The 13,066-nt window shown below is 62.1% G+C and carries 10 protein-coding genes; 4 read left to right on the top strand and 6 right to left on the bottom strand.

What is annotated here, in order from left to right; all coding sequences use genetic code 11:
* Positions 1–11: 11 nt before the first annotated feature.
* The gene (gene hrpB, locus ACVWXD_RS28845; protein WP_457371557.1) at positions 12–2,519 is read right to left on the bottom strand and encodes an ATP-dependent helicase HrpB; all 2,508 of its coding nucleotides are present in this window, start codon (positions 2,517–2,519) and stop codon (positions 12–14) included.
* A 110-nt stretch (positions 2,520–2,629) separates the two neighbouring features.
* Here hrpB and ACVWXD_RS28840 point away from each other — a divergent pair, with 110 nt between their 5' ends.
* Positions 2,630–3,049: a hypothetical protein gene (locus tag ACVWXD_RS28840; protein WP_032884621.1), complete on the top strand. Its 420-nt coding sequence runs from the start codon at positions 2,630–2,632 to the stop codon at positions 3,047–3,049.
* A 9-nt stretch (positions 3,050–3,058) separates the two neighbouring features.
* Positions 3,059–3,952 (top strand): cation diffusion facilitator family transporter, encoded by an 894-nt coding sequence (locus ACVWXD_RS28835; RefSeq protein ID WP_032884620.1) that lies wholly within the window; start codon positions 3,059–3,061, stop codon positions 3,950–3,952.
* Here the strand turns inward: ACVWXD_RS28835 and ACVWXD_RS28830 are convergent.
* Positions 3,949–5,022 carry a DUF6515 family protein gene (locus ACVWXD_RS28830; protein ID WP_457371556.1) on the bottom strand — a complete coding sequence of 358 codons (1,074 nt, stop codon included), beginning with the start codon at positions 5,020–5,022 and terminating at the stop codon, positions 3,949–3,951. The two genes, ACVWXD_RS28835 and ACVWXD_RS28830, sit on opposite strands and share 4 nt — an antisense overlap.
* 416 nt (positions 5,023–5,438) lie before the next feature.
* Between ACVWXD_RS28830 and ACVWXD_RS28825 the strand changes: the two genes are divergently transcribed.
* Together ACVWXD_RS28825 and ACVWXD_RS28820 are read left to right on the top strand one after the other, a co-directional pair.
* Complete coding sequence (locus ACVWXD_RS28825) at positions 5,439–5,918, top strand: Lrp/AsnC family transcriptional regulator (RefSeq protein ID WP_003176264.1); 480 nt, start codon at positions 5,439–5,441, stop codon at positions 5,916–5,918.
* 195 nt (positions 5,919–6,113) lie between these two features.
* Positions 6,114–6,323 carry a DUF2788 domain-containing protein gene (locus ACVWXD_RS28820; RefSeq protein ID WP_032884769.1) on the top strand — a complete coding sequence of 70 codons (210 nt, stop codon included), beginning with the start codon at positions 6,114–6,116 and terminating at the stop codon, positions 6,321–6,323.
* Here the strand turns inward: ACVWXD_RS28820 and ACVWXD_RS28815 are convergent.
* The 4 genes from ACVWXD_RS28815 to ACVWXD_RS28800 all read right to left on the bottom strand — a co-directional run bounded on the left by ACVWXD_RS28815 (position 6,318) and on the right by ACVWXD_RS28800 (position 12,808).
* The gene (locus tag ACVWXD_RS28815) at positions 6,318–6,953 is read right to left on the bottom strand and encodes a pseudouridine synthase (RefSeq protein WP_095186216.1); all 636 of its coding nucleotides are present in this window, start codon (positions 6,951–6,953) and stop codon (positions 6,318–6,320) included. The genes ACVWXD_RS28820 and ACVWXD_RS28815 overlap by 6 nt on opposite strands.
* 72 nt (positions 6,954–7,025) lie before the next feature.
* Positions 7,026–8,498, bottom strand: coding sequence for an AMP nucleosidase (amn, locus tag ACVWXD_RS28810; RefSeq protein ID WP_163033266.1), 1,473 nt, complete (start codon positions 8,496–8,498; stop codon positions 7,026–7,028).
* Between the two features lie 195 nt (positions 8,499–8,693).
* Positions 8,694–10,349 (bottom strand): acyl-CoA dehydrogenase family protein, encoded by a 1,656-nt coding sequence (locus ACVWXD_RS28805; RefSeq protein ID WP_457371555.1) that lies wholly within the window; start codon positions 10,347–10,349, stop codon positions 8,694–8,696.
* A 68-nt stretch (positions 10,350–10,417) separates the two neighbouring features.
* Positions 10,418–12,808, bottom strand: a complete 2,391-nt coding sequence (locus ACVWXD_RS28800; RefSeq protein WP_122755999.1) for a hybrid sensor histidine kinase/response regulator — start codon at positions 12,806–12,808, stop codon at positions 10,418–10,420.
* Positions 12,809–13,066: the final 258 nt, after the last annotated feature.

Raw genomic sequence — 13,066 nt, 5'->3', positions numbered from 1 at the left:
CTCTATCACGCTTACTTTCGGGGTTTGATCCGCGCGGTCGGCTCTGCGATCAACGGATCATCTGGCCAATAGTGCTTGGGATACCTGCCTTTCAAATCCTTCTTCACCTCGGCGTACGTACTGCGCCAGAAGTTCGCCAGATCCTGCGTCACCTGCACCGGCCGCCGCGCCGGGGACAATAGGTGCAACTTCACCACCTGACGCCCGCCCGCAATCCTTGGCGTATCCGCCAGCCCGAACAATTCCTGCAAGCGCACCGCCAGGATCGGCGGTTGTTCGCTGTAATCCAACCGCACCGATGACCCCGATGGCACCTTCACATGCTGCGGCGCCAGCTCGTCCAGGCGCTGGGGCAGCGGCCAGGGTAAGAGGTTGTGCAGGTAGCTGGAGATATCCAGGTTGGCGAAATGGCTCAGGCGCGAGACCTTGCCCAGGTAGGGCATCAGCCAGTGCTCCAGGTCGGCGAGCAAGGCGCTGTCGCTGATGTCGGGCCATTCGCTGGTTTTGCCGACGTCCAGTTGGCGCAGCAGCATGACGCGGGACTGCCATTGGCGCAGCTCAGGCGTCCACGGCAACAACTCCAGGCCTTTGCGCCGCACCAGATTGACCAGCGCCTGGCTGCGTGCGTTTTCGTCGAGGCCGGTGAGAGGTTCGCGGCTGAGCACCAGTTCGCCGACTTTGCGCTGGCGCTCGGCACGCAGCACGCCTTCGCGTTCGTCCCAATCCAGCTGGTCGACGTTGCGCACTTGCTCGGCGAGTACCGAGTCGAACAGTGCCGGATCAAAATCCGCCGCCAAGTAGATGCGTTCTTCGCGCTGGCCCTGGCGGCTGCCAAGGTCGGCGATGACCAGCCAGGGTTGTTTCATCAGGCTGTCGGCTTCGGCGAACAGCGCCGCGCGGCCGTTGGCCAGGCGGTATTCGGCACCGCCGGGGCGACGTTGCTGGGCGACACGATCCGGGTAGGCCAGCGCCAGCAACGCACCGAGCCAGCGCGGGTGATCGGGGTCGGGCACCGGTTGGGTCGCCTGGCCTCTTAAATAGCTGCGATATTGCCGCGCCAATTGCTTGGCCCGCTGCACACCGCCTTGGGTTCCGCGCGCCCGCTCTTCGCCGGACAGCAGGGCCAGACGACTGTGCAAATCCGCGCCGCCACCGCGCAAGATATCGCGCTCACCCAGCAAGGCGGCGACATCACAGGCGGTGGCCGCCAACCCCAAGTCCTGCCCGCGCAACAGCAAGTGGGCAATGCGCGGATGGGCCGGCAGCTCGGCCATTTTCTGGCCGTGGGCGGTGAGTGTGTCTTCGTTCAATGCACCGAGGCGTTGCAACAAATCCTGGGCCTGGGCATACGCGGCGGTCGGCGGCAGATCCAGCCACACCAGTTGCGTGGGAGTGACGCCCCAGCGCGCCAGCTGCAAGGCGAGGCCGGCGAGGTCGGCCGCAAGGATTTCCGCACTGCCATACGCGGCCAGCCCTTCATGCTGGTCTTCGGACCACAACCGATAACACACCCCCGGTTCCAAGCGCCCTGCCCGACCGGCGCGCTGGGTGGCGCTGGCGCGGGAGATACGCTGGGTGTCGAGGCGGGTCATGCCGCTGCCGGGGTCGAAACGCGGCACGCGCGCCAACCCGGCGTCGATCACCACGCGTACGCCGTTGATGGTCAGGCTGGTCTCGGCGATGTTGGTAGCCAGTACGACTTTGCGTTTACCAGCGGGTGCCGGGTCGATGGCGGCGCGTTGGGCATTCAGGTCCAGCTCGCCATGCAGGGGGCACAACAGCACATCAGGGCGATCACCCAGCGCGTCGACCAGTTGCTGGTGGACCAGCCGAATCTCGGCTTGCCCCGGCAGAAACACCAACACGCTGCCGGTCTCGTCATGCACGGCTTCGAGGATAGTCTGCACCACACGCGGCTCGATAAATTCACCGGCCTGGTACGGCCGGCCCCAGCGCATCTGCACCGGGAACATGCGCCCTTCACTGCGCAGAATCGGCGCGTCATCCAACAGGCTGGCCAGGCGCTCGCCTTCAAGGGTCGCAGACATCAGCAGGATTTTCAGCGGTTGCTCGTCGCGAAACAACTCGCGGCCGTTGAGGCTCAAGGCCAGCGCCAGGTCGGCGTCGAGGCTGCGTTCGTGAAACTCGTCAAAGATCAGCAGGCCCACGCCGTCCAGCGCCGGGTCGTCCTGCAGGCGGCGCGTGAGGATGCCTTCGGTGACGACTTCGATGCGGGTGTTGGGGCCGACTTTGCTGTCGAGGCGGATGCGGTAGCCGACGGTTTCACCGACCTTTTCGCCCAGCTCGCTGGCCAGACGTTCGGCGGCGGCGCGAGCGGCCAAACGCCGGGGTTCGAGCATCAGGATGGTCTGCCCGGCCAGCCAGGGTTCATTCAATAGGGCCAAGGGCACACGGGTGGTTTTACCGGCGCCGGGTGGCGCTTCCAGCACGGCTTCATGGCGATTCGCCAAGGCGTCACGCAGGGCGGGTAAAACATCATCGATCGGCAACGAATTCATACTGGCTCCAAAGCAGAGCGGCGAGTATAACGGCGAACTGCCGGATGCCGACGATGGTCTCAATGGCAGTGCTATATAGTCCCCTATCAACCGTGTTCAGGAGAGTCTTCATGCGTATCGCTTCCCGTGTCATCGGCGGTGTCCTCGCCGTCACCCTGCTGAGCCAACTGACGGCCTGCGGTTCGATTTTCTACCCGGACCGTCGTGGCCAGATCGACGGCAAGATCGACCCGGCCATCGCCGTGCTCGATGCCGTAGGCCTGTTGTTCTACGTGATCCCTGGCTTGATCGCGTTCGGCGTCGACTTCGCCACGGGCGCGATCTATTTCGAACCCGGCAAGACGGCCCAGGTCGCCCCGGAAAAACTCCAGGAAGCTATCGGCGCCGACGGCAAGGTCGACAACGCCAAGCTGCAAAGCATCATCCAGAAAGAAACCGGCCGCACCCTGCCGCTGGACGACCCACGCATGATCCAGTTCAAGGGCAGCGTGCAACAACTTGCGTCCCTGGGCCTGCAACCCGCCGCCTAAGGAACGTTTATGACCAGCAGTCCCGAACACGCCCGGCTGTTACGCCTGGCCACCCGCGCCTCGGTAGGCGTGGCCTGTGCGCTGATCGTCACAAAGGCCATCGCCTGGTGGCTCAGCGGCTCGGTGAGCATGCTCGCCGGGTTGACTGACTCACTGCTCGATGGCGTGACCTCGCTGCTGAACCTGCTGGCGGTCCATTACGCCCTGCGCCCAGCCGATGACGATCACCGTTACGGCCACGGCAAGGCGGAGTCGCTGGCGGGCATGGCCCAGGCGTTGTTTATCGGTGGCAGTGCGGTGCTGATCGCCTTGCAGGCCTACGAGCGTTTGCAGCATCCGGAACCGGTCGGCGCGCCTTGGCTGAGCATTGGGGTGATCGTGTTTTCCCTGGCGCTGACCGTGGCACTGCTGATGCTGCAACACCGAGTTGTGCGCGAAACCGGCTCCAATGCCGTGCGGGCGGACTCGTTGCACTATCGCTCGGACTTGCTGCTCAACGGCAGCATCCTCGTGGCGCTGGTGCTGGCGGGCATGGGTTTTCATCAGTTCGACGCTTGGTTCGGCCTGGGCATCGCCGCCTACATTTTGTGGAGCGCGATCCAGATCGCCAAGGAAAGCTTTGCGGTGTTGATGGACGAGGAACTGCCGCCGGACGTCAGCCAGCACATGCTGGAACTGGCGCGCGGCGTGCCGGGGGTGCTGGGTGCCCATGACTTGCGCACGCGCATCTCTGGCAACCATTGGTTTGTGCAGTTGCACCTGGAGCTGCCAGGGGAGTTGACGCTGTCAGTGGCCCACGGCATCAGCGACCAGGCCGCCGATGCCATTCACGCCGCCTACCCGCGTGCCGAAGTGCTGGTGCACGCCGACCCACGAGAAGTGGTCACGGGCGCCAAGGCCTAGTACTGCACCTGATACCCGCGACTGCTCAGGCAGTTGCCCTGGGCCTGGCGGTAGGTTTGCACCACCGCTGGGTCAGGGGCGTAGGTGGCCGCCTGCGGGTCGAAGCCGCTTTGTTGCACCGCCCAGCGATAACAGTCGTAACCGTCCTGCTGGACTTGCGCCGGTGACTGCCCGTTGGCGGGATAGGCCACCACGTCATAGCCATTGCCTTGCGGTGCTGGCTGTGGCGCTGGCACTTGCGCCGGCGGTTGCACCACCACGTATTGCTGGGTGCTTTGTTCGTAGGCGTAGTAAGCGCCAGCGGCAAGGAACAACAGCGAGCCACCGACCCAGACTTCGCGCGCATAGTCCGGCAAGTAATGCACCCGAATGCCATACGGCGGCGCCACGACTACATAGCGCGGGCCTTGAGGGCGGTACCAGTAGCCGCCGGAGAAGAAGTAATCCTGGCCACGGTACGGCACGCGGTAATTGCGGTCGGGGAAGCGGTCGACGATATAACCGGGACGATATTGCGGGCCAGGGCCCCAGCCGTTGCCATGCCCATCGGGACGGCCTGGCCAACGGTTATCGCCGGGATGGCCGTTGTTGTAACCGCCGCCGTTGTTGCCCGGACGTGAACCGGGACCACCGGCCTCCCAATGCTGGTTGCCGTCGTTACGACGCGGGATGTCACGGTAGTAACCCTGGCGTGGCTCCTGGGTCTGGCGCACGGTATCGGGGCGGCTCTGGATCGGCAGGTTATTCGCAGGCTGCGGTGCTGGCCGAGGCTGTTCGGCACCTTGCGGGCGACCTTCTCCCTGTCCGCCACCGTGCTGTTGTTGCTCGGCGCGATCAAAATGCGGGTTCTGTGGACGCGGCTGATTGTTTTCGGGCCGTGGTTGATTGTTCTGAGGCTGCGGGCGCGGCTGGTTATTTTGCGGGCGCGACTGTTCGTTACCCTGCCGACCACGCTCCGCCCCTCTTTCATGCTGGCCGCCCGCTTCAGGGCGTTGCTCTTCAGCCATCACTTGCGTGCCGACGGTGACCACCAGCAAACCAACACCTGCCATACGCCAGATGCGCTTCATGCTATTCCTCACTGCGGATTAGGGCTTGAACATGAGACTGGAAAAGCCTCGCCCGGTTCTGAGACAGGTTATCAGTCACCAGAACAATTTTCTTAAGGCAAAAGAAAAGGGGTGACCCGTCGGCCACCCCTTGAGAACTTCGTCCATGCTCAACGCTTTTGACGTTGGCTCACCTCACGCCGTCTTGTGGACAGTGTGCAGCCTGGAGGCCGGCTCAACCCTGCTGGGGTGGCGGCCGCAGCAAGCCTGATTGGGCGAGCTGCTGTGGACTGTTGTCCAGGCGGTGATTCTGTTGATAAAGATACCCGCCAGCGCCCGACAGATGATTGCGAAGATTGCGTCAATAAACAGTGCTTGCGCAATTTTTAACCCTTCATGGATAATTCGCCGCAATAGTTACGACAAAGGCCAACCCAATGAGCAAGCTTGACCGATACGACCTGAGTATTTTGGCGGAATTGCAGCGCGACGCGAGGATCTCCAACCAGGAGTTGGCCGAGCGCATCGGCTTGTCGCCGTCGCCGTGCTCGCGCCGGGTCAAGCAGTTGGAGGACGACGGCTACATCTCCCGCCAGGTCGCCCTGCTCGACCGCAAGATGCTCGGCCTGAGCCTCACCGCCTATGTACTGATCGGTATGGACCGGCATACACCGGAGCGCTTCGAGAATTTCGAAGCAGCCATCCGCACCTTGCCCCAGGTGCTGGAGTGCAGTTTGGTGACGGGGATGGATGCTGACTATCAGTTGAAAGTGGTGGTGCCGGACATGGATCACTACCAGAAGCTGCTGCTGGGCCACCTCACTCGCATTGAAGGCGTGACCAGCGTCCGGTCGAGCTTTGTGCTGAACCAGGTGCTCAACAGCACCGAATTGCCACTGACCCACCTGCGTACTTAAGATCGGTGAAGGTCAACTGTGGGAGGGGGCTTGCTCCCGATGACGGTGTGTCAGCCACAGATTAGCTGACTGACACACCGCCATCGGGAGCAAGCCCCTCCCACATTTGGAACGCACTTCGATCCAGGTCAATGTTGCACCTGTGACGCTGCCGTATACTTGCCGCCTGCCCCGTCGGAAGCCCCCATGAATAACATCGACCCCGCACTCTTCGAAGAATGGATGATGACCGGCCTGGTCACCGTCCTGATCATTTTCATGGGCTTTATCGTCTGGGACCTGGCGAAGAAATCCAAGGCCGGGCGCTTTGGTTCGTTCATCCTGTTTTTCGTGCTGGGCCTGGGCGTGGCCGCGTTCATCATCAAGAGCGTGGTGATCGGCCTCATCGAGTCCGGCGCTTTATAAACGCGCGGGTACTTCCTTCCATTGGCCTTGGTCCAGGCCGTCGATTGTCCAATCGCCAATACGCACCCGTACCAGACGCAAGGTCGGCAGGCCCACGGCGGCGGTCATGCGTCGCACCTGGCGGTTACGCCCCTCTCGAATCACCAGTTCAAGCCAGTAAGTCGGTAGGTTTTTGCGAAAGCGTACCGGCGGGTTGCGTGGCCATAACTCAGGCTCGTCCAAACGCCGGGCCTCGGCGGGCAAGGTTTTGCCGTCGTTGAGTTCTACTCCGTCGCGCAGGCGTTGCAGTAATGCTTCGGTGGGTTCGCCTTCCACCTGCACCCAGTACGTTTTCGCCAGTTTGTGCTTGGGATCGGCAATACGCGCCTGCAACTGACCATCGTTGGTCAGCAGTAAGAGGCCTTCGCTGTCACGGTCCAGGCGGCCTGCCGGGTAAATGCCGGGGATGTCGATAAAGTCCTTGAGCGTCGCGCGCCCGCCTTCGTCGCTGAACTGGGTCAGCACATCGAAGGGTTTATTGAACAGGACCAACTTCGGCTCGGCAGGCGGCGCCTTGGCAACACGGCGCGCAGCAGAATACGGAGGTTTCACGCCAGGGCGGCGCGAATCGGGGCGAGTAGGACGGGACATGGCAAAAGGAACATCTAACGGTCAGGACCGACAATGCTAGTGGCCTGACCGCTAAATGACCATCCCAACCGCTTAGCGGAACGGCGGCTCGTCGAAGCTGCGCAGCTTGCGCGAGTGCAGCGAGTTGAGTTCGGTGCGCAACAGGTCCACCGCCTCGATGCCAATCTTCAAGTGCTGGCTGACCGCACGTTCATAGAACGCGTTGGCCGAACCCGGCAATTTGATCTCACTGTGCAGCGGCTTGTCCGACACACACAACAACGTGCCGTACGGTACGCGCAAGCGGTAGCCCTGGGCGGCGATGGTGCCGCTTTCCATGTCCACCGCCACGGCGCGGGACAAGTTGATCAATGGCCGTTCCTGGGCCCAGCGCAGTTCCCAGTTGCGATCGTCGTAGGTCAGCACGGTGCCGGTGCGCAGGCGCTTTTTCAGCTCTTCGCCTTTTTCGCCGGTGACGTTGGCGGCGGCTTGCTGCAAGGCCATCTGCACTTCGGCCAGGGCCGGGATCGGAATGTTCGGCGGCACCACGCGGTCGAGAATCCCGTCGCGGCGCATATAGGCGTGGGCCAGTACGTAGTCGCCAATGGTCTGGGATTGGCGCAGGCCGCCGCAGTGGCCAATCATCAGCCAGCAATGCGGACGCAGCACGGCCAGGTGGTCAGTGATGTTCTTGGCGTTGGACGGGCCGACGCCGATGTTCACCAGCGTTACGCCGTGACCATCGCTGGCCTGCAGGTGATAGGCCGGCATCTGATAGCGATGCCAGACCACGCCCGCGGCAATGGCCGATGCTTCGCCGTGGTCCATGCTCTTATCGATCACCACGTTGCCCGGCAGCACCATGCGGATAAAGCGCGGGTCGCTGCGCAGTTGCTCCAGGCCATGCAGGATGAACTGGTCGACATAACGGTGGTAGTTGGTGAGCAGGATCCATGGCTGCACATGGCGCCAGTCGCTGCCGGTGTAATGCACCAGGCGGCGCAGGGAGAAGTCCACACGCGCCGCATCGAACAGTGCCAGGGGCAGCGGGTCGGTGTTTTCCCAGTCGTAGAGGCCGTCGGCGATGCCATCGGTGGCGGCCGACAGATCGGTGCTGGGGAACACACGGGCCAGGGTGGCCGCGGTTACGCCGGAGCCGGCCAGTTCGTCGCCCTGCTCCACCACGTACGGGTACGGAATGTTCTGCTGGCTGACGCCCACTTCCACCGTCACGGTGAAGTCGTGCATCAGCGGCACCAATTGTTCCAGCAAATACTTACGAAACGCCGCCGGATGGGTGACGGTGACGCTGTAGGTCCCTGGTAGCTGGACCTTGGCATACGCCCGGGTAGTCTGTGGGACTTCGCCGTGGCAATGGTAGGTCAGGCGCAACTCTGGATAACGAAACAACGCGCGTTGTGCGGCGTCGGGTTCGACGCGGTCCTTGAGGTATTGCTTGAGGGCTTGATTGAGCGCGCCGGTAGCCCGCTCATGCAGGGCCGCCAGCCGATCCACGGCCTCTTCGGCGGTTTGAACGACAACAAAAGCTTCGGTCACGGTAAGCATCCTGTGTTCTGACTTGCAGGCCTTTATCTTGCCTGTATCCCTGTCAGACGCAAACCTTGAATTGGAGTGCCCTCCCAAGATGGCTGCAATCCTTGTGGGAGGGGGCTTGCTCCCGATAGCGGTGGGTCAGTTTATAGATAGGCTGACGGACACTCAGCCATCGGGAGCAAGCCCCCTCCCACATTTGGACCGTGTCTATTCAGAGACATTGGGGCTTGAGCGCGCGACGATGGCCCCGACATCGACGCCACGCGGCAAGGTGCCGTAGACGCGGCCAGACGACTGGCCCAAACGGCTGGCGATAAACCCATCGCTGACCGCCCCATGACCGGCCTCCAGCAATAACTTGGCCTGCAGTGCCACGGCGATGTCCTCAGTCAACTGCCGCGCGCGATACTGAATGTCCTGGGTGTCCATGAACGCCGACTTCAGTTGTTCGATGTGCCGCGCCAGCTGCTTATCACCATGCCCGTCACCGAGTTCGACAAACAGCGCTTCCAGCACGCCGGGCTCTTTGGACAGAGCGCGCAGCACGTCCAGGCACTGCACATTGCCGGAACCTTCCCACGTCGAATTTACCGGTGCCTCACGGTACAAGCGCGGCAGGATACTGTCCTCGACATACCCCGCGCCGCCCATGCACTCGGCGGCTTCGTTGATCATCGCCGGGGCGCGCTTGCAGATCCAATATTTGCCCACCGCTGTCACCAGCCGGGCGAATTTGGCCTCCCGCTCATCACCCAGATTATCCAGGGCGCAGCCCATGCGCATGCTCAAGGCCAGCGAGGCTTCGCTTTCCAGGGCCAGGTCGGCCAGCACGTTTTGCATCAGCGGTTGCTCACTGAGTACACGGCCACCTACCAAACGATGGGCGCAATGATGACTGGCCTGGGTCAACGCCTGGCGCATCAAGGCGCTGGAGCCGACCATGCAGTCAAAGCGGGTCATGGCGACCATCTCGATGATGGTCGGCACGCCACGGCCTTCTTCGCCGATCATCCAGGCCAGGGCACCGCGAAACTCCACTTCGCTGGAGGCGTTGGAGCAGTTACCGAGCTTGTTTTTAAGGCGCTGGATATAGAACTCGTTGCGCGTGTCATCCGGGCGGTGCCGAGGCAGTAGGAAACAGGTCAGGCCCTTGTCAGTCTGAGCCAGCGTCAGGAACGCATCGCACATCGGCGCCGAGCAGAACCACTTATGCCCGACCAGCTCATAAGCGTGCCCTGGACCGCCGGCCCCTACCGGATACGCGCGAGTGGTATTGGCCCGCACATCGGTGCCGCCCTGTTTTTCGGTCATGGCCATGCCGATGGTGGCGCCGGTCTTATGGGCGATACCGACATTGCGCGGGTCATATTCGGTGCTGAGGATTTTCGGCAACCACGTCTTCGCCAGGTCCGATTGCAGGCGCAGGGCCGGGACGCAGGCGAAGGTCATGGTCAGCGGGCAGCCAGTGCCGGCTTCGGCCTGGCTGTGGAGATAATTCATCGCGGCCCGCGCCACATGAGCGCCGGACTGCGGGTGTGCCCACGGCAACGACGGCAGGCCGTGTTCGACGGCGATACGCATCAGTTCGTGGTAAGCAGGATGAAATTCCACCAGGTCGATGCGATGACCATAACGGTCATGGCTGTTGAACACGGGCTTGTTCTGGTTCGCCAGGAAACCGGCCGCCATCAACGGCCCACCGGCCAGCGCGCCATAGGCATCGAGGCGCGGTTGCGCCCAGCCGGCACCAAAGCGGCGCGACCACTCTTGCAACGGCAGATCGATGCGGTAAAGGTTGGTGCCATCCAGGGATGGGGGCTGGTTAGTGACGTCGTGGGTTTCGGCGAACGGGTGCAGGTTCATGACGGGGCCTCATGGAAAAAGCCCCGTTGAGTTGAGGCCTGAATTTCAGTTAAGCACCGTCACCCGCCTTAAAAAAGTGACATACCCGCCGAATGCCCGGCGCTTTCACCCTCTTGCGGACACAGCACCCGGCGCTCCAACACGGCCCGCAAGGCCTCAAAGCGCACAGGCTTGGCGAGGCGGTCGGACACACCGATGCCATGACAGTGCTCGCGCTCAGACACATTCAGCGACGTGCTCAAGGCAATAACCGGCAACTCTGCGCAGCCCGGCAGTGCACGGATCTGACAGCACAATGAGAAGCCGCCCTCAGGTATATCCAACACCACCGCGTCGAAATTGCCTCTCTGCAAGGCCGCCAATGCGCTCGGGCCGCTGTCCACGTTTTTCACTCGGTAACCGAGTTTGAGCAACATGCCGCGCACCACCAGTTGGCCGATGCTGTTGTCATCCACCAGCAGCACCGCGCAATCCTGAGGCGCGCGCTGCCGATCCGCCGCCGGTTTTGCTTCAGGCGCCACCGGGCTGACTTCCACTTCCAGTTGAAAACGACTGCCCTTGCTTGGCTCGGAATGGTGCGTGAGGCGCCCGCCCAACAGCTCGATCAATTGCCGGCAGATAGCCAGGCCGATACCCATGCCGCCGTATTCACGAGTCATGGAGCCATCCAGCTGGAAAAACCGCTGGTACAGGGTGGCCTCGTCGAGGAAGGCGAAGCCAATACCGGTGTCGGTCACAATAAAGCTCAGGCGCAAGCCACCGTCGCTGTGGGGCACGCCCACCACCCGCAAGCGCACGGCGCCTTCGTGGGTGAATTTGAATGCGTTGTCCAGCAGGCAATCCAGGCACTGGATAAGTTTGTCTGCGTCGCCCACCACGCGGTCCGGCAGTTCATCGGCCACATCGATGGAAAACGCCAAGCCTTTGGCTTGGGCGCTGGCGCTGAATTGCTGGCGCAAGGTGTCGAGCACGCCGCGCAGGCTGAACACATGAAGCTGTGCACTGAGGCGCCCGGCCTGCAGTTCGGTGAGGGTCAGAATACCGTTGACCATGCGCATCATGTCCCGCGCCGAGCCGGCGGCGGTTTGCTGGTATTGCGCGAGGTCGTCGTCCAGTGGCACGGTTTGCATCAACTCAAGGGAGCCGATCACGCCGTTCATAGGGGTGCGCAGTTCGTGGGTCAGGGTGGCGAGGAACTCATCCTTGAGCCGGTTGCTGCGGGCGAGTTGCTGGTTGAGCACTTCGAGCTTCTGGCTGGCGTCGAGCAGAATCTGCGCCTGTTGCTCACGCATGGCATTGATGCGATCAGCCAACGCCAGGGACAACAGCGCCACTTCAATCGCCGAGCCGATCTGGCTGGCGTACATCGTAAGGAACACATTGGGCAGGTAGCCCAGCACCATCAGCGTATTCACCACTCCGCCCAGCAGGAAGGCCGACCAAGCAATGATGAAATAGCGCGCCACCCGCTGCCCGCAGTACCAGGCCTTGATGGCGGCGACAAAGATAGTCACGGTAAACACCAACGCCAAGCCGGTAGCCAGGCGCAGCGCCAGGGCGTAGCTGGTCATCAACGATAACAACATCACCACGGCACCGCAGGCCACCAACGCCAGCAGTAAGCGGTTGATCCAGCGACTGTGCTGCGCCGTATGCAGGAAGCTGCGCGCGAACAAGCTGCCAAACAACGCAGCCGCACCGATCAGGAACGGCGTCGCGGCATTCGCCCACCAGGGGTTGTTCGGCCAGAAATACTCCACTGCCGCGCCGTTGACCGACAACTGGTACATGCCGAACGAAGCGATATAGAAGATGTAATAGAGGTAGCTGGTGTCGCGCACGCTGAGGTAGATAAACAGGTTGTACACCAGCATCCCCAACAACACGCCGTAGATCAGGCCCAATACATACAAGCGCAGCGGCTGCTGTTCCAGGTAGGCGGTGCTGGACCAAAGGGTCAGCGGGGCCTGGATCGAGCCTTCGCTTTGCAGGCGCAGGTACACCGTTTTCGCCTCGCCGGGGGTGAAATCGATCTTGAACAGGTAGTTGTTCTGGCGAATCTCACGGGCGGAAAACGGCAACGCATCCCCGGTGCGCCCGGCCAGGCGATAGTTGCCGGTGCTATCGGGCAGGTACAGGTCAAGGTGGTCCAGCGGCGGGTAGGCCAACTCCAGCAACCAAGTGCGTTGGGCCTCGGGGCTGTGGGGCAGGTAATGCAGGTTGACCTTGAGCCAGAACACCGAGCGTGAATAGCCGGCATTGAGGGTGTCTTTATCGTGGGGTTTGAATTGTCGGGCGGCGGAAGGCGCGCTGACATCGGCAATCGTGAGGGCATCGGTCGGGTCTTCGAGCACTTGCATGGCTCGGCCCAGTGCCAGGCTGCGAGTGTCCTGGTTGAACTCGATGGCGTTGGCGAGCATCGGCAGCCCGCACAACAATAAGATCAGCAAATAGCGCATAGAGCCCCAGCGTGGCCTGTCCGGTTATGTCAAAAGCCCCCATTCCTTTTGAGAAGACGTACACCGGCGATACAGTTAAGTTGTTTGGATCCACTTTAGCATAGCCGCTAAAGGCCATTGGACACCATTGAAATAATTTTCCTGAAGGCTCTAGGACAAGGCTTTCAGCACACTTTTGCGAGAAGAAAAGTGCCAAAAAAGCGTCGCCGCCTGGACAAAATTCAACCATCGGGCGACGGCCACGCCAAAAGCGTTTGG

This window comes from Pseudomonas sp. TE3911, from assembly GCF_054062775.1.
The sequence above is the reverse complement of the archived record's forward strand: the minus strand, read 5'-3'. Positions and strand labels throughout refer to the sequence as shown.

Coding starts and splice junctions, on each gene's coding strand:
- ACVWXD_RS28840 (WP_032884621.1), top strand. CDS start 2,630: ATGCGTATCGCTTCCCGTGTCATCGGCGGTGTCCTCGCCGTCACCCTG.
- ACVWXD_RS28835 (WP_032884620.1), top strand. CDS start 3,059: ATGACCAGCAGTCCCGAACACGCCCGGCTGTTACGCCTGGCCACCCGC.
- ACVWXD_RS28815 (WP_095186216.1), bottom strand. CDS start 6,953: ATGTCCCGTCCTACTCGCCCCGATTCGCGCCGCCCTGGCGTGAAACCT.
- ACVWXD_RS28800 (WP_122755999.1), bottom strand. CDS start 12,808: ATGCGCTATTTGCTGATCTTATTGTTGTGCGGGCTGCCGATGCTCGCC.
- ACVWXD_RS28825 (WP_003176264.1), top strand. CDS start 5,439: ATGAGCAAGCTTGACCGATACGACCTGAGTATTTTGGCGGAATTGCAG.
- ACVWXD_RS28830 (WP_457371556.1), bottom strand. CDS start 5,022: ATGAAGCGCATCTGGCGTATGGCAGGTGTTGGTTTGCTGGTGGTCACC.
- hrpB (WP_457371557.1), bottom strand. CDS start 2,519: ATGAATTCGTTGCCGATCGATGATGTTTTACCCGCCCTGCGTGACGCC.
- ACVWXD_RS28805 (WP_457371555.1), bottom strand. CDS start 10,349: ATGAACCTGCACCCGTTCGCCGAAACCCACGACGTCACTAACCAGCCC.
- amn (WP_163033266.1), bottom strand. CDS start 8,498: ATGCTTACCGTGACCGAAGCTTTTGTTGTCGTTCAAACCGCCGAAGAG.